Source organism: Cupriavidus basilensis (assembly GCF_000876015.1).
In the GTDB taxonomy this organism is placed as follows: domain Bacteria; phylum Pseudomonadota; class Gammaproteobacteria; order Burkholderiales; family Burkholderiaceae; genus Cupriavidus; species Cupriavidus basilensis_B.
Genome location: NZ_BBQM01000031.1, coordinates 31,607 through 46,646, shown reverse-complemented (window position 1 = coordinate 46,646; position 15,040 = coordinate 31,607). Strand labels below are relative to the sequence as shown.

General features: G+C 65.8%; 23 protein-coding genes. 11 read left to right on the top strand and 12 right to left on the bottom strand.

Annotated elements, in window-relative coordinates; translation table 11 throughout:
- Window positions 1-12: 12 nt before the first annotated feature.
- From KF708C_RS31435 to KF708C_RS31385, 12 genes are all read right to left on the bottom strand, one after another.
- The gene (locus KF708C_RS31435; protein ID WP_059415588.1) at window positions 13-1,632 is read right to left on the bottom strand and encodes a phage portal protein; all 1,620 of its coding nucleotides are present in this window, start codon (window positions 1,630-1,632) and stop codon (window positions 13-15) included.
- Window positions 1,629-1,844, bottom strand: coding sequence for a DUF6148 family protein (locus tag KF708C_RS31430; RefSeq protein WP_059415586.1), 216 nt, complete (start codon window positions 1,842-1,844; stop codon window positions 1,629-1,631). Before KF708C_RS31430 ends, KF708C_RS31435 begins: the two co-directional genes overlap by 4 nt.
- A gap of 3 nt (window positions 1,845-1,847) precedes the next feature.
- Window positions 1,848-3,962, bottom strand: coding sequence for a phage terminase large subunit family protein (locus tag KF708C_RS31425; RefSeq protein WP_059415584.1), 2,115 nt, complete (start codon window positions 3,960-3,962; stop codon window positions 1,848-1,850).
- Window positions 3,946-4,470 (bottom strand): terminase small subunit, encoded by a 525-nt coding sequence (locus KF708C_RS31420; protein ID WP_059415580.1) that lies wholly within the window; start codon window positions 4,468-4,470, stop codon window positions 3,946-3,948. The genes KF708C_RS31425 and KF708C_RS31420 overlap by 17 nt, the downstream gene beginning before the upstream one ends.
- A gap of 171 nt (window positions 4,471-4,641) precedes the next feature.
- Complete coding sequence (locus KF708C_RS31415; protein ID WP_059415578.1) at window positions 4,642-5,283, bottom strand: hypothetical protein; 642 nt, start codon at window positions 5,281-5,283, stop codon at window positions 4,642-4,644.
- 91 nt (window positions 5,284-5,374) lie between these two features.
- Window positions 5,375-5,686 carry a hypothetical protein gene (locus tag KF708C_RS31410; RefSeq protein WP_156174038.1) on the bottom strand — a complete coding sequence of 104 codons (312 nt, stop codon included), beginning with the start codon at window positions 5,684-5,686 and terminating at the stop codon, window positions 5,375-5,377.
- A gap of 237 nt (window positions 5,687-5,923) precedes the next feature.
- Window positions 5,924-6,676, bottom strand: a complete 753-nt coding sequence (locus KF708C_RS31405; RefSeq protein WP_059415573.1) for a hypothetical protein — start codon at window positions 6,674-6,676, stop codon at window positions 5,924-5,926.
- Window positions 6,677-6,946: 270 nt separating this feature from the next.
- On the bottom strand, window positions 6,947-7,141 hold the full coding sequence (locus KF708C_RS31400; RefSeq protein ID WP_059415572.1) for a hypothetical protein: 195 nt from the start codon (window positions 7,139-7,141) through the stop codon (window positions 6,947-6,949).
- Between the two features lie 32 nt (window positions 7,142-7,173).
- Window positions 7,174-9,744 (bottom strand): VapE domain-containing protein, encoded by a 2,571-nt coding sequence (locus tag KF708C_RS31395; RefSeq protein WP_059415570.1) that lies wholly within the window; start codon window positions 9,742-9,744, stop codon window positions 7,174-7,176.
- Window positions 9,745-9,747: 3 nt separating this feature from the next.
- On the bottom strand, window positions 9,748-9,882 hold the full coding sequence (locus KF708C_RS36985; protein WP_269432200.1) for a hypothetical protein: 135 nt from the start codon (window positions 9,880-9,882) through the stop codon (window positions 9,748-9,750).
- Window positions 9,879-10,181, bottom strand: a complete 303-nt coding sequence (locus tag KF708C_RS31390) for a hypothetical protein (RefSeq protein WP_156174037.1) — start codon at window positions 10,179-10,181, stop codon at window positions 9,879-9,881. The genes KF708C_RS36985 and KF708C_RS31390 overlap by 4 nt, the downstream gene beginning before the upstream one ends.
- An 80-nt stretch (window positions 10,182-10,261) precedes the next feature.
- Window positions 10,262-10,753, bottom strand: a complete 492-nt coding sequence (locus KF708C_RS31385; protein ID WP_059415565.1) for a phage regulatory CII family protein — start codon at window positions 10,751-10,753, stop codon at window positions 10,262-10,264.
- A gap of 301 nt (window positions 10,754-11,054) precedes the next feature.
- Between KF708C_RS31385 and KF708C_RS36190 the strand changes: the two genes are divergently transcribed.
- From KF708C_RS36190 to KF708C_RS31345, 11 genes are all read left to right on the top strand, one after another.
- Window positions 11,055-11,399, top strand: coding sequence for a hypothetical protein (locus KF708C_RS36190; RefSeq protein WP_156174036.1), 345 nt, complete (start codon window positions 11,055-11,057; stop codon window positions 11,397-11,399).
- A gap of 290 nt (window positions 11,400-11,689) precedes the next feature.
- On the top strand, window positions 11,690-12,124 hold the full coding sequence (locus KF708C_RS31380; protein WP_059415563.1) for a helix-turn-helix domain-containing protein: 435 nt from the start codon (window positions 11,690-11,692) through the stop codon (window positions 12,122-12,124).
- Between the two features lie 215 nt (window positions 12,125-12,339).
- On the top strand, window positions 12,340-12,540 hold the full coding sequence (locus KF708C_RS31375; protein ID WP_156174035.1) for a hypothetical protein: 201 nt from the start codon (window positions 12,340-12,342) through the stop codon (window positions 12,538-12,540).
- A 109-nt stretch (window positions 12,541-12,649) separates the two neighbouring features.
- Window positions 12,650-12,796 (top strand): hypothetical protein, encoded by a 147-nt coding sequence (locus KF708C_RS36185; RefSeq protein WP_156174034.1) that lies wholly within the window; start codon window positions 12,650-12,652, stop codon window positions 12,794-12,796.
- A gap of 8 nt (window positions 12,797-12,804) precedes the next feature.
- Window positions 12,805-13,344: a hypothetical protein gene (locus tag KF708C_RS31370; protein ID WP_156174033.1), complete on the top strand. Its 540-nt coding sequence runs from the start codon at window positions 12,805-12,807 to the stop codon at window positions 13,342-13,344.
- Complete coding sequence (locus tag KF708C_RS31365) at window positions 13,344-13,568, top strand: hypothetical protein (RefSeq protein WP_059415557.1); 225 nt, start codon at window positions 13,344-13,346, stop codon at window positions 13,566-13,568. The genes KF708C_RS31370 and KF708C_RS31365 overlap by 1 nt, the downstream gene beginning before the upstream one ends.
- A complete protein-coding gene (locus KF708C_RS36980; protein ID WP_269432199.1) occupies window positions 13,565-13,699 on the top strand; it encodes a hypothetical protein in 135 nt (44 codons plus the stop codon). Before KF708C_RS31365 ends, KF708C_RS36980 begins: the two co-directional genes overlap by 4 nt.
- Before the next feature lie 2 nt (window positions 13,700-13,701).
- Window positions 13,702-13,908 (top strand): hypothetical protein, encoded by a 207-nt coding sequence (locus KF708C_RS31360; protein ID WP_059415555.1) that lies wholly within the window; start codon window positions 13,702-13,704, stop codon window positions 13,906-13,908.
- Window positions 13,909-13,914: 6 nt separating this feature from the next.
- The gene (locus KF708C_RS31355; protein WP_063923101.1) at window positions 13,915-14,211 is read left to right on the top strand and encodes a hypothetical protein; all 297 of its coding nucleotides are present in this window, start codon (window positions 13,915-13,917) and stop codon (window positions 14,209-14,211) included.
- Window positions 14,208-14,438, top strand: coding sequence for a hypothetical protein (locus KF708C_RS31350; RefSeq protein ID WP_059415551.1), 231 nt, complete (start codon window positions 14,208-14,210; stop codon window positions 14,436-14,438). The genes KF708C_RS31355 and KF708C_RS31350 overlap by 4 nt, the downstream gene beginning before the upstream one ends.
- A 23-nt stretch (window positions 14,439-14,461) precedes the next feature.
- Entirely contained in the window at window positions 14,462-15,040 is a 579-nt protein-coding gene (locus KF708C_RS31345; protein WP_059415549.1) for a PRTRC system protein E, read from the top strand.

Here is a 15,040-nt window from a genome sequence, read left to right as displayed (position 1 = left end):
GGCGGGTCCGCGTTACTTGTTGGCCGGCAGATCCGGCAAAGGCTTGGGGTCGCTGGGGTCGGGCGGCGCCGAGGGGTCATCGAGCCCGGGCTCCATTTCTGCGCCGCTGGCCGTGGCCGGCACCAGGAGCCCATCGCGGCGGCGGGCCTCCATCTCCCGTGCCTGCTGCGCGTGGTTGTCGACCCAATTGCTCCCGTCATAGGCCATTGTTTCCTTTGCCAGGGTAGTGCGCCCGATCGCCAGATTCTTCTCCGACGCCAGCGCTTCCTTGAGTGGATCGACCGCGCCCGGCGCGTCACCCACCCACTGGCAGCCCAACCAGGCGCGCCGGATGAGGGGATCAGTGAAATAACCCGGCGCCGACAGGCGGCCGTTGGCGACCGCTTCGTCCATCACCAGCTCGTAGACCGGCTGGCAAAAGTTTGTCGAGAGCCAGAAGCGACGCAGCTTGAAGAAGCGCCATGCGTCCAGGATGGCCGCGCGCGCCGCGGTGTAACTCGAGGTGTAGTGCTTGATGAGCACTTCGAACGGCAACTCGAGCGCCACGCCGATCTGGCGCAGGATCGACTGCACGAAGGGATCGAACAACGCATTCGGGCGGCCTGGGTTGATGACCTCAACGCTGTCGCCGGGCGCACCCTGGATAACTGCGCCTTTGCCAAGCCGGTAGTCCGGCTGCGATTCCTTCCCTTCGTCCTCGGGCAAAACGCCCTGCCCGTCCTCGGTCTTGATGAAGACCGTGAACATGCCCGATACAACCGCAGCGGCCAGCTCGGCCTCCGTGTAGATACCGAGCTGCCGCAGCGGCTCAATCACGGGCGCCAGGTACGGCTGGCCGCGTGTCTGGCCAACCCGCCGCCGCTCGAACAGGTGCAGCACGTTGCGGCGGCCGGTGCCGTTGCCGAATACCTCGCGCCGATCCCAGATGCGCTTGCCTGCGCGGGCACCGATACCGCCCGGGTGCTTGCGCAGGAAGTGACAGGCAACCGGGGCGCCGTAGTCGTCCATCTCAATACCACCAGCAAGATTCTCCGTGTCGGCGGCGTAGTTCGGGTTGCAGCAGCGATCGCCCTCGATCAGTTGCAGGCGGAGGCGATATGCAGTGCGGTGGCGCGTCAGGAGGGGCGTGACTACGAACAGGTCGCCATTTTCCAGCGTGGAACGGAACGCCAGCTGCTGCATCTCGTAGAACGTCTGCGCTAGCGAGATGTCGCATTCCTTCGTGTCAGCGAACAGGGAAAATTCCCGCTGCGCCTGCTGCTGCCAGGTGGACGCCTGCTCCTCCGTCAAGCCCAGCACCTCCGCGTCGATGGTCGGCTGCGGCGCAAGCCCGGTGCCGACCACATTCGTCACCGCCGTGTTGATGGCGCCCAGCGCCAGGGGATTGTTTCGCGCCAGGTCGCGGCTACGATTGCGCAGCTCGGCCAGCGCCGGCAGCAGGTCGGCATCGGCCGAGCCGCCGAACGCAAACCAGTTACGCAACGAGCGCTTGGAACGCGAGGCACCCTCGTATGCGCCGGAGTAGGCCTGCGCGGTGCGCGCCTGGGCCCGGCGGTTGCCGGCGACCGGATCGAAGTAGTTGACGATCCGGTCCGTCAGCGTGAGCTTCAGGTCTGGTTTGCCGACTTTCATTCGGCGACCCCGTAGCCGATGCGCATGCGGCGGCCACCGTTGCGCGCGGCCGCGAGCTTGCCCTCCCAGAAATTGATCTGCCGGCGGATCTCGGCCGCGTCGGCGCGCGTGAGCTTGCGCCCCTCGATCTCGTAAGACTGGTTGCGTGCCACCGCGAGGCTGGCGGCGAGCCATGCGTCGAGCTGCGCCTGTGCTTGTTCTGCAGTAATCATGGGTCAGATCTCCACGCCGCGCGAGACGGTGCCGTATCTTCGGCGCCGCGCCCGCGGTGGCAGGTTGGGTGATGTGTCGGCGGCAGCCGGCTCTGCGGCTCGCTGTGGCCGGGCCTGCAGCGCATCCTCGTCCGGGTCCTCATCTTCCGACTCCGGCACGGCGGGTACAGGTGATGGCGCGTCGGCAACTTGAAGCGGCGCCGGTGGTGGCGGCATGTCGTCGAACAGGCCGCCTTGCGACAGCCGCGCCTCGAGCGTGGACCAGTCCCGCTCCTGCATCAGGTGGACCTTGGCCGCGCGCGTGGCGTGCAATGCGTAGACCTCGCAGTCGAGCGCCTCATTGCGTTTGCCGACCTTCTTCTGCCAGACGCGCACCACGTGCCCGTTTTTCTGGCGCACCGGCGCCTTGACCTCCGCCAGCAACTGGTCGAAGTAGTCGGCGATCACGTCCTTGTAGACGTGAAAGCGGCCCGGCCCCTTGCCCTCCAGTCCGACGCGACCGCGTTCGCCGATCAACAGGTCCTTGGCGCGGCCAACGCCGACCATGAAGACCGACACGCCGTAGCGCGCCGCCTTCGTGTTCTTCTTGTTGGTCTCGATCACCGGCCCGGGCTTACGGAAGATCTCCGCATCGGGACTGCGCGCGCCCTTGATCGCCATGACATGCGGAACGCCGCGGCCCTGGCGCGATCGCACGTATTTGTAAACCGCATCGGATGTGTTGCCGTCCGAGCTGTCGATCGACACCGCCGAGAGGCTCAGGGCGAAGCCGCGCTCATGCCGGTACTTGCCGAAGACCAGCTTGTCGAGCTGGTTCCAGACATCATCCGTAATCAGGCCCGGCTGGCCATAGAGCCGGTCATACCGCACCAACCAGGATTCCTCCCCGCGCCCGTAGGCGCGCAAAACCACCTCCAGGCGGTCGGGCTGCACGTCGACGCCCATGACGAGCACGAGGCCGCCGGCAGGCACAACGCCGGCGGCATATGGCTCCGCCCGCTCCGCCAGCACGCTGGCCTCGGGCTGGTCGCCCTTGAACGAATAGGGCAAGCCCATCGAGCTGTTGACGAAGGCGACGAGCTTGCTTTCGTCGCCCATCTCCAGGTGGTGCATCGCCGTGAGGCGATTTGCCATCAGGATAGGCATCGTCGAGCCGGCGAACGGGCTGTACAACTCGTTGATGTAGTAGCCGGCAATGCCGTTGAACGGCGCGGTCGCCATCCAGCGGCCTTGCTTCACATTGCGGCGTTTCTCCGCATCGTTCCATCGGCCTTCACAGTGCGGGCACACGTAGTAGGCTTCGTCCGGCACCTTCTTGCCGTAGATCGGATGCGCCGCGTCAGGATCTTCGGGGCAATGCAGGTTGGCGAAACTCAGCGCATGCTCCGCGCCGCAGTGATGGCATGGAATCATGCCCACCCGCTTGTCCGAGAGCTCCATCTCGGCCGCGATGGTCGAGGTGCCCTCCACGGTCGGCGTGCCGCCGATGACGATCTTGACGCGCGATCGCCGGTACGTCTTCGTGCGCTCCTTGGCCAGCTTGATCGAATCGCCCTGGCCGCGCAGGTTGAGGTTGCAGTCGTCCGGCTCCTCGATGAAGACGCGCGGGATCGGGCTGGACTTCACGCTCGACGGCGAATTCGACCCGACCAGCTTGAGGAAGCCGCCGCGAAAGCGCTTGAACAGCATGCGCTGCTGCGCCTTGCGGCTGCGCAGATTCACCGCGGCGCGAAGCCGCGGCGTGGCGCCCACCATCGGCTCGAACTTCTCGGCCATGTATTCCTTGGCCGCGCCCTCTTTCGGGAACAGGCCAAGGATGGGCGACGGGTCGAGGTCGATCCACTTGCCCAGGATATTGCCGAGCACACCGGAGGTCCACGCGACCTGCGCCGACTTCTGGCAGCACACCTCGATCACGTTCGGATCGTCGATCGCCTCGAGCGGATTGCCTGGCCAGCACAGGTAAGGCGTCACCTCCGGGTCGTACTTGCCGGCGCGGTCGGCCTCGATGCTCGACAGATAGCGGTGCCGGCGCGACCATTCCAGCGCGTTCATGCGTGGCGGCAACGCCCAGCGCGACACGGCCGCGCGCAGCGCGCGCCTAGCCGTCTTCGTCATCCTCCTCGAGGTCTCCTGCATCGTCAGGATGCTCAGAGTCGGGGTCAGCGTCATCGTCTTCGTCCAGGTGTTGGAGTTTGCCCAGGCACTCCTCAATGAGCGGCAGGGTCAGTTGCTCGTCGACTTCGATGCCATGCGCCTCGAACACGGCGTCAGCCAACTTCCCGGGCAGCAGGAGCAACTCGGTCTTGGCCGCCTCGATGTGGTTGCTCCAGAGCGATTCGAACGTGGCGGCCGGCGCCAGCAGATCGAGCTTTTCGCCGATGCGGATCTCGACTTCGACCTTGCGCACCCGATCAAGCTCGTCTTTCGGGCTGGACAGGCCAGCGCGATGGACCTCGCGCCGCGCCAGCCAAGAAATGACCGCGGCGGTGTCGTACTCGTTGCCGCGGCCGCGCTGGCCAGCGAGCAGAACCGGCATGTCCTCGTCCTTTTGCCACCGAATCAGCGTCTGCACGGCGAATCCGGTGATCTCGGCCAGCTCCAGCAGGTTCACGGTCTTGCCCATCCCATCCCCAAACTAACTAACCCTTGGCGCCCTTTCATCTGGAAATGAATCGGGGCGTGAATGACCCCTGTGAGTCGGGAGGCCGGAAGGACCCGCGGGCCCCCGGCGGGCGCCCCCGCCCCCCCCTGGGGGGGCCGGCCGCCGGGCGGCCCAGCCGGTCGACGCCGCCGATCAGCGCGCCGTGGTCAGCGCGTCGCGCCAGGCCAACAGCATCTCGCGCTCGAAGTTGGCCCGCGCCGTGTGCTCCGCCACCTCGCTGAAGGCCAGCCGCTTCCGGTACTGGGCATCGTTGACGAAGACCAGGAGCGGCACGATGCGGCGATTGCCATCGACGCGGGCATAGATCGCCTCAGGCAGGTCGTGCCCGCGAGGCTTGCCCATGAAGTAGCGCTTGAACTCGCCCGACGAATTCAGCTCGGCGGCGATCTTCTTGATGGTGCCGCGCGTGAGGTTGCCGTACTGGTTCAGCTTGGCGCCAACGCTGGGCACGGCGATGCCCTTGCCGAACAACCGCTCGAAGGTCTTGAGGTCCCGGCGGCCGCCCTCCACTTCCGTGCGCAGGTACGCCGCCTGCCGATCCTTGATGAAGACCGTTGCCTCCAGCAACGCCTTTGTCGCCGCGCTGCTGCCAATCGCGGACCGCGTGAACGGCACGGGGTTATCGAAGGCCTGCACGATCGCGGCGGTCTCGGCATCGCGGACCAGCCCGGCCAGGCGCGTGAGCCCCCGCGCCGCCGCGAACGGCATCTGCCGCTCTTGCGCATCGTTGAACGCGCGCAGCACTGAGCCGATGTCGACGCTGACGGTAGCCATGCACTCCCCCAAAAAGAAAGCGGGCTGGCACCCCACAACACCAGCCCGCATGAAGCCCGCCCTGTCACCGGCGGGTGGAGACAACGGAGGCTCAGGCGGCCGGCGCCGCGTCCTTGGCCGCCTGCGCGGTCTGGTACGGCATCCACTCGGCATAGCGGCCGATGATGTTGCCGTCCGCGTCGGTGGACGGCTCGTCGCCATCCTGCAGCAGGGTGCAGGACAGGACCGGGAACGAACGGCCGACGGTATCGACCACGTTCAGGTTGACGCAACGATCACCCCACACCGCGATGACGGTGGCATCGAGCGGCTGGCCGGCACTTGCGACCATCGGGATGGGGCCGGTCTGGTCAGCTTCGCTCGGGCGATACCAGACCTTGCGGCCGACAGAAGGCTTAATCATGGGAAGCTCCAATGAAAACGGCCCGCGCTGCGGCGGGCCATGCGGGTATGCGCCGAAGCGCAACGGAAAAAGCCCGGAGGCTTGCGCGCTCCGGGCTTCAGTGACTTGCGTTTTGTATGGACGGCCAGATCCCAACGAACCAACCAGGCACCCCTAATTTTTATTCTGTCCTGGGAGGGCTGCACGACTAACGCGAGTGCCAGCGAAAGGGATCGGCATGGCCGACTGGAGCGAAGTCTAGTCCATGTCAGTCGGAGATGCAATGCGCACGCGAAGCTGGCGCGCCACCACATTCTCCGTGTCGCCGTCGAAGGCATCCAGCACGGCCAGCATGCCCAGCAGCACGTCGGACCATCGCCGCCGGTAGGTTTCCAGCGGAAGGCGGAGCGCGTGGGCACGGTCCGCATCGGCATATCGGGCGCGGCCGGAGCCGCCGCACCCGGCGCACACTGCCATCCGATGCAGCTTGCCGCCGGCGGCCACGCCGCCCAGCCCGTTGCATCGATCGCAGCGATCCCGCCAGCGCAACACTAGGCCCGGCGCCGCGAAGGGAATGCGCTCCTCCCACGAGATCCATCGCGCGCCGCCGCAGACGGGACAGCCATCGCGCCCGCGCACCACCGCGCCGCCACCGACTCGCCCGCGGCCGGAACAGCTCGAGCAACGATCATTGACCCACTCGGCCACGGCCCGCGCTGCGAGCCGCTCCAGCAGATCGCCGTCGCCAAGATCGGCTTCCGTCGCGCGCCGGCTCATGCGATGGCCCCGCCGCAAGCGCTTCAGGCCGCGCGCCCGGCGCGCCAGGAGCAGCGCGGCGCGGTGGAATGTCTGCGGCGCGGTGTCCTGGCCGTACTTGAGGCGCCAGAGCATGCGGCCCAAGTCATCGGCGAAGGCCAGCGCCCCGAGCTTCATCTCCGGCTGGGCCACGGCGTCGCCCAATTGCCCCTTCGGATTCATCGCCGCGGCGACCTGCTCCCTCAGATCATCCATTCGGCTCTCCCCTCTTGTCCCATTGTCCCAATGTCCCAAGAGATAAAAGGAAAAATCCGCGCATGATGTGGCGCGCGTACACGCACCCATCGCGCGCTCCCGTGCACGCCACGTCATGCGCACGGAATTTCGCGGGAGTCCCTTGGGACATGGGACAATCCTTGCTGGGCAAGGGATTGCGGCCCGTCCCAAGAAAATTGCATCTGGGACATGGGACACGTCCCAAGAAGCGTCCTTGGGACAAACGAACCGGGACATTGGGACAGCCCGCTATTCTTCCGGCCTCTCGAGCACAAACTGCCCATTGGCGTAGCGCATCACCAAGCCGTCGGGCGACCAGGTTTCCCGAACCGCTCCCAGCGCGATCTCGTATTCCATCACGCTCCGGAGCGGCTCGAACAGCGCGCGTGCCATCTCGTATGCATCGCGATTGATCTTGCCCTTCGTCTCTCTGTCCAAACGCATTTCTGCCTTCTCCAGTGTGGACGGTACTCATGTCAAAGCGGCGAATCATCGTCGCTCCCCGGAAGCGGTGGCATCGGTCCTTCTGGTTCAGCCCCCTGTGCATCCTCCGGGCGCACATAGTACCAATCACGCTTGCCTTTTGCATTGGCTTTCCTCTCGCGCTCGCGCACCCAGCCAAGCGATTTCATGCACTTCCCCACGCGCCGCTGCTCGGCTGGAGTCCACTTGGACACGTCCAGCTTCAGCGCCTGGCCGAGCAGTTCCTCCATCGTGACCTTCGGCACCAGCTCCACGAACTTCGCAATGACGGCCTCGTAGACATCCCCCTCGTAGCGAGCATCCTGCTCGAGCTCGAACAGCGGCCGCTCGTCGCTGGAAGGCCACCACTGCATGCCGCTGCGATACAGGGCGAGCGCCTCGGCCCACAACTGGTCACGATCCACCGCTAGCGCCCCAGCATCGATCTCGTCCATGACACGCACAGGCCAGTAGCGCCGGTTCCCCGTCTCATCCTTGAGGTAGGTGTCCAGGTTCACCGTACCGCCGAAAACGCACATGCGCGGCACGTCGATAGGCCGCTTGCCGTAGGGAGTGCGGTAACGATCCACTGGCGTCGTGAAGAAGCGCTTGGCCTCGCTGGACTCCGCCTTGTTGAACGAATCCAGCTCCGCCAGCTCGACGATCCATTTCCCTCGCATGATCATCGCGCCCTCGCGGTCCCCGAGCTTGAAGGCTGCATCGGTGAACCACTTCTCGCCAGCCAGCACCTTGAGCGCCGTAGACTTCTTCAGGCCCTGCTCCCCCTCGAAGATCAGCACCGAGTCTGCCTTCACGCCGGGCTGCATGATCCGCGCCACGGCCTGCACGAGCCACTTCATACCAGCCAGCCGGACATACGGCGAGTCGGGCACCTTGCAATACTGCGACAACCACGTTTCGACGCGCGGCCGGCCGTCGTGCGCGAGACCTTCGAGATAGCTGCGCACGTCGTGGTAGCGGCATTGATCGGCGACCAGCAGCACCGCCTCCATAACCATGTCCTTCCGCGGCCGGACGCAGTATCGCTGCTCCATCCAGCGCGTGGTACGCAGGTCGTCCATGTCGGACCACTCCCCCACTTCGCCGGCGGAGAATGGTGGCGCCTTCAGCTTGACCACCTGCCCCGTGAATTCATCTTGGGCGATGACACCCTGCCACAGCGGATTCTTCTCGATGATGCTGGCGATGTTGTCCAGCGTCGGGAGGATCGCGCCGCGGTCATTGCGCGCAAGGTGCGCCTCCCAGCGCAGCGCGCCATTCTCCGCACCGTCGTCCTCGTTGTCTTCTGCCCCAGCGCCAGCCTGACGTGGGGGCGGAGCATCGGGGACGAGGGCAAGTTTGGCCTTGCCCTTCCGCCCGGGCTTGCCCGCCGTCGCGGCGGGCGCCGGCGCATCGCTCTCCGACTTCGGCCGAGCGTCCGGCGGCATCAGCGCAGCCAGCACCGCGGCGGAGATCTGCTCGCGCACCACCTGGAGCCCTTCGGCGCAATGCAGGTCGTTGAAGTCGGTCCAGGCATTCTCCCCGCGCGCCGCGAACGCTGGCGCAACGACGGAAGCATTGCCCAGCTCCGCCGCTGCCGCGCGGGCGCGCGCCAGGCCCGTGTTCTCGAAACGCACCGTGTGCGGCAACACCCGGTCATTCGACACCGTGAGCGCCAGGTACGTGCCGCCCAAGGCATCAACCTCACGCGCGAGCGCGAACTCGTACCAGGTGCCATTGCACTCGAGCCGCTGCGGCGGCGCGCCGGCCTCGAGCGATTGCGTTAGGCCGTATCGCTTGAGGAGGTGCGCCGCGAGCTGGCGCTCTATCATCCAGTCGTCGTCAGCGCAGAAAAGCAGATGCAGGTCCGGGTACTGCTGGCGCGCGACACGGCCTACCTCGAGCAAATTGCCGGCATCAAAGGCGATGAACGCAGCCATCGCCTCCTCCGTTGCCATGCGAATGGAGCGCACGGTAGCGTAGCCCTCGCCGATCAGCGCAATGCGGTCGGTCTCGCCCGGCTTGCCGAGCCGGCATGCTGCGCCTTTCTTCGCCATGCCTTTGTTGAACCGCTTGCTGCCGTCCGGCGCGATCTTCTGCAGGCCGACCAGCTGGGCGGTGTCGTACCGGATGACCGGCACGTAGATCGTGCCGTCGGGGTCAAAGCGCACCCACTCCGGCGTCAACTGCTTGCGCCCGAGGTATTCTGACTCGCCGGTCGCCGCGGCGCGCCGCCACTGCTCCGTGGCCCGGCCGGCCGCGCGCTGCGCCTCCAGTGTCCGGCGTTCCTCCTCCTGAACCTCTAACTGCCGCTGGCGCTGCAGCATGTCGGCGCGCTCGGCCGCCGACAGCTTGCCGCCCTCCGCCTGGAATTTCTGCGCGCCATTGTCCAGGCCCTGCCATTCGCCGAAGCTGCCAAAATATTGAACGGCGCCGCTGGCGAGCAGCGCCTCGTGCAGGACATACCATGCCTTCTTGCCCGGCCCATACCGCTTCACCTTGCCGTCGGCGACCGGGTGGCCCTCCGGCAATGCCGGCATGCCGGCCTGGGCGAGCTGCTGGACGATCTGATCCAGTGTCGCCATGAATTATCGTCCCGTGCGGCGCGCCTGGCCGAGCCGGCGCAGGCGCGCGCAACCCGCTGCACTGCGCATATTCACGCGCCGGCCGACAGCTCGCAGCAGGCGCGCGTCGTAATGGGGCTTCGGTTGGGTATCGCTCATGGTTTCTCCCTTAGACGCCGCCATTCGGCGGCATGCAGTTCAGTGAAGCGGCTGTAGTCAGCCTCGGAAAGGATCTCGGCGAGCAAGCCGGCATAGACCTGGCGCTCGTACTTGGAGGCAATCGCCGCGCAATGGCGCGCGGCGGCCGGGATGAAGTGGTCGAAGCAGCCGGCGGCGCGCGCAATGTCGTGCACCGCGCTGGGAACGAAGATCGAGAGGAGCCGCAGCAGGAAGCCCGGTAGCCGGTCCGGCTGGTCCTCCGACAGCGCGCCGCACGCACGAATGGCGCAGCTATGCATGCTGGAGAGACTGCACTCGAGGCCCTGGCCGGTGCGCTCCGCCCTGCAGCAGAGCATTCCCGAATGGAAGCGCGCCACGACTATTCTGCCGCGGCCGCACGCGCGGTGATGAGCAGCCCCTGCAATGCCTGCTGCGCCTCGCGTATTGAGCGGGCAACCCGGTCCGCTTCCTTGTGCGTGATCTTGCCGTCGGCCAGAGCGTCCTGGATGGCGGTGGCCACGTCACCATGCTCCAGGCCAACCCGCAGAAACTGCTGCAGCACCCCGTCGACACCCGTCGCCGTGGGCGCTGCCTCGACGACCAGGCCGTGCGCGGCGGCGCGCGCGTGGATCACATCAAGGGCATGGGGCTGGCGAAGCTCCTGCATCCATTCGACCAGCAGGTCCAGCATCTCCACCGACAGCTTCGTGTCGGCCTCGCCGCGCAGGCGCAGACGGAGCGCCTCGACCGAAATGCGCGTGCCGCGCCGGTTCGTGAGGTAGGCCGCGGCCGCTTCAACGCGGCCCGGGGTGTTTCGCACCGACGTGTAGAGAACGTCGAGCCAGTTCGTTTCGCTGTACCAGCACGTCATGCGTCACCTTTGGAATTTTGGTTTTTCATCCTGTTTACGCACCGGCGCCCCCTCTACGATGCAAGCCATCACGAGGAGCACTGGAATGAGCCGGATTGAGAGAGCGACGCGCGCAATGAGGGCGGCGCGGATGTACAAACAGAACCGAATTGACGCGCACCGCCGACAGCCGCGCGCGCGCCGTGGGCTGCTGGAGCCGGAGACACGTCTTGCCCAGCATGCAGGCCTCGGGCGCCCGGCAAATACTTCTGCCGGCAAATGACAAACACATCTGCATAGCCGCGATGCCAAACTTCTGCGCATGTACACGTATGCCGAACGCCTCCGCTGGGCAATGGACCAAACCGCACCGCCAACGACGCGGCGCGGCCTTGCTCGCCAGATCGGTGTTCAGTACCAATCAATTCAGTACCTTTGCGACCCCAATCGCAACGCGAAGGGAAGCCGCCACACAGACGAGATTGCACGCGCGCTCGGAGTGTCGTCACACTGGCTTGCCACAGGGAAAGGAAAGCCGTATCGCACTCGGCGCCACGCGGCCGATCAACGATCCGCGCTGCGCGAGTCGATTCGCTGCGCAAAGCAACTGCTTGCCCAGCTCGAGCGCATCGCCGTTGCGCTGGACGACGGCCAGAACGGAAACTGAACACGTCAGACCTGCCGTTCGGCCTGATTGCCCGCACCGCACTCGCTGCCTAGCAACGACGCCGGTAGGTGCTTTCGCGCAATCGCCGCGACCACGCGGTCCGCTAGCCGTGGCGGTAGCACCGACGGCCACTGCGAATACGCCTGTGGCGAGATTCCGATTGCCTCAGCGGCTGCTGAGGTCGTCCCTCCCAGGAGGGCGGTAGCCTTGGACTTTTCCATGCGCCAATTAAAGCATTCTTTAAGCTGCTACGCAACCATGCTTTACGGCATTGTAAGTATGCTTTCGCAATGAAAAGCACCTTTGGTCAACGGCTCGAGAAGGCCCTACTGGATGCCAAGAAGGACCGGCATCAATTGGCGGATGAGCTCGACATCAGCGTTCAGGCGGTCTCCCAGGTAATCATCGGGAAGACCAAGGCGCTCACTGCCGAGAACACCGCACGGGCCGCGAGATTCCTCCAAGCGGACTGGTTCTGGCTGGCCACAGGCATTGAATCTGCCGCCGCCCCTGCCCGAGGCGAGGCGACCGAGCGAGCATGGCCTTTTTCGCTGGGCCGGGGCGAATTCGATCGTCTTACCGACGCTCAACGGACTGTGCTGGACAGGGTGATTTCGGAATTTGTCCGCGCCTGCATCGCGGCACAAGACGGATGGGGTGAGCCGCCACCGAGTGGCGTTGTCAGCCTAGAAAAGAAGGGAAAAGGCAAGCTGCATACCGGCTGAACCCGTTCCCGGCACCATACCGATTCTCAACCCGCCCGCTCATCGCGGGCTTTTTTTTTGCCTGGAAATACTCGCGCGGCAGAGAAGCCTGCCGCCCCGGCAGATGCTTTTGCCTCCCACCTCCTAGGGGAAAGCCTGCCCTCCATATCGGCCGTTATTCGATTGAAAGGTTGGGACCCTTACCCAACGCTTTGGCCCATCTGGAGACGTATGGCATGGCAAATCTGTACGACCTAGCAACCTATCGAAAGGCCCAGAAGCGCCCGGAGCAGGCGCCCCCACAAGCAGACACGATCCTGATCCGCCGGATTGCAAACGGTGACTACGCCTATTTCCTGAACGGCATTTTTAGGACCTCCCGCAGGCTGACCGCACAGGTCATCACGAGTGTTCTCGGGGAGGTACTTGAGGACTGACCAAGCCATTTTCATGACGCGACCTTAAAGCATGCTTGCTTTGCTCAATCAAGCATGCTTTAATCACTCCATCGACGCGCCGCCCGGCGCTCATCTGATGGAGAGCGAAGTGAACAAAACCCAACGTATCAAAGTCTGGATCGCCTACGTCGCAGCCGTGGTGGTCGTCTACGTCGTGCACTCGATCGCGCTGGAGCGCGACCAGGCCGCGCCGGCCACCCCGACCACCACCAGCACCAGCCATCGGACTGCGTGAGGTCGGCCATGCATCTCGAACACTTCCGCGTCTATGGCGCAGCCGGCTTCCACTACGAATCCACGCCGAATCCTTGGGTTGTCGTCGACGACTATGGTACCGAGCACGATGACTTGGGCACCCGCGATGTGCCGTACGACCAACGGCAGTACCCCAAGCGCACCGCCTTGCTGTACGCGGACTACCAGGACCCGGATTTCTTCCATGCCAGCACGTGCACCCCGCGCTGGTACCGCATCGACGAAGCGACTGCGTTCTCTACCCCCATCGGGCTGAGCATCAAGGGGTACCTGCGCATCAGCTTTCAGGTCAATCCGCATTGGGATGAGCAGGTTGGCGATGCCTACTACGAACGCGACCGCGGCGCCCGCCTGGAACTCCTAGAGCAAAGCGTCTCGATCGGCGGCTATGACTCGACGTGCCCGATCATCCTGGCTGCGGCCGAACTCGAGGAATTCTGCTGGCAGTACATCGAGCTGGAGCGCGCCCGCGAGCAAGCCAAGGAAATGCGCCGCGCCGCGGACGCCCAGGCCAGGAGGTCATCGTGATGACCGCCGCTCCGAAGAAAAGCTACAGCACCGTGCACGAGCTGGCGTTCCTGCGCACGCTGGGCAATGAGCACACGCGGCCCACGCTCCTGCGCAACTACATCGCGGCAGCACCCACGCGCAACACGTGGGGCGCCATCGACAAGGCCGCAGTGCTGAGCTTCGCCACGCAGGAACTCGCCGCTGCAGAGGCCCGGCTCAGCGCGCACGCGAGGTCGGCATGAGCACGGTCGACCGGCTGGCCAACGGCTATTTCAGCCGGCACCCGGTGCAGGGCATGGTGCTCCTGCTGCTGGCCTTTGGCGTGGCGGGCGCAGTCGCGCCGGGCGTCGAGTTGCTTCTGCCCCCGGGGTAACGATGCCCATTCCGGCCCTGACCGACGCCGACGTGCTCCGCGAGCGCGTGCGTCTCCGCCTGGTTTGCAGCGAGGCGGAGGCGCTGGCTCCTGGCCCGATCCGCAGGGCCATCGAAGCGGCGGCCCATGCCCGCCGTAGCTCGCGCGCGCCGGCCGGCCAGCCGGCACGCGCAGACCTCAAGAAACTCGCCGCCGGCGACAACGAATAGCGACCCATGAACGAAATGACACGCCTCAAGACGGACCGCGCGGCGCCGCCGCGGCTCACCACTGCCATCCTGGTCGGGAAACACGTGGTCGTCCGCCGCCCGATCCCCAGGACGCCGTACCACACCTACACGGTGATGGACGGGAATACCCCTGTGTGGTCGCTGATGAGCTACCCGGACGCCGACGAGTGCGAGCACGCTATCTGGCGTCATCGCGCCGCCGCGGTGCAGGCAGACCAGACGAAGATTCGCAGGCCCGTAGCCCGCACCGGAGCCCGGCGCGCGAAGAAGGGTGCGCTGTGACTGCGCCCGATCATCCCGCGCGCGCCCAGGCCGAAAGCATCGAATTGCTCGCCGAAGTCGCGGCGTGGCGCGAATGCGCGGCGGCCCAGCACGCCTATCGCTACCTGCGCGCCCGCGTGGGCTCGCAGGAGGAAATGCTCGCCGCCCAACGCCTCGAGGCTGCGTTCCGCGCCTGTAGGCCCTACGTCGACGCCGCTACCGGCGTCGTGCCGAAATCCAAATCCTGATCCACCCCAAGCAAGGAGCCCACATGTTCCGGGAATTGCATGAACTCGCCCAGGCCTCGCCGTTGATGCTCACGATCGTGGCCGAGGGCGAGCAACTGCGCGTCACCGTCACGCCGCAGCTCGACGCCTCGAAGACCGTCAAGGCATCGCCTCATCCGCTCTACATCCTGGCCACGCCCGAGGAGCTCGACACCGACTTCGCCGCCGCGCTCAGCATCTATGCCCCTGGCGCGCGCTCCGTCCTGGAGCAGGCATCGGCAGCGGCCGCGGCGAACGGCAGCACGAAGGACAATGCGCCGCCGGCGAAAGGCAGTAACAAGGGGCCAGGCCGGGGCAGGCCGCGCGCGCAGAAGGCGGGCGAGGCAGCACAGGACCCCTCGGGAAACAAGCCGAACGGCCCGGACGACGCCAGCGACGACAGCGGCTCGGACGATGACAATCAAGACTCGCCAGGCAGCGCGCCCGAGCAGGTCCCGGAAGGCATTTCCCCCCCTCCCCCCGCTGCGCCTGCAGAAGGAATCGCGCGCGAGGAAACGCCCAGCGATCCCGCTCCCGCGGAAGGAATCGACCCCCGTCAAATCGGCCTCGAGCTGCCCATCTAA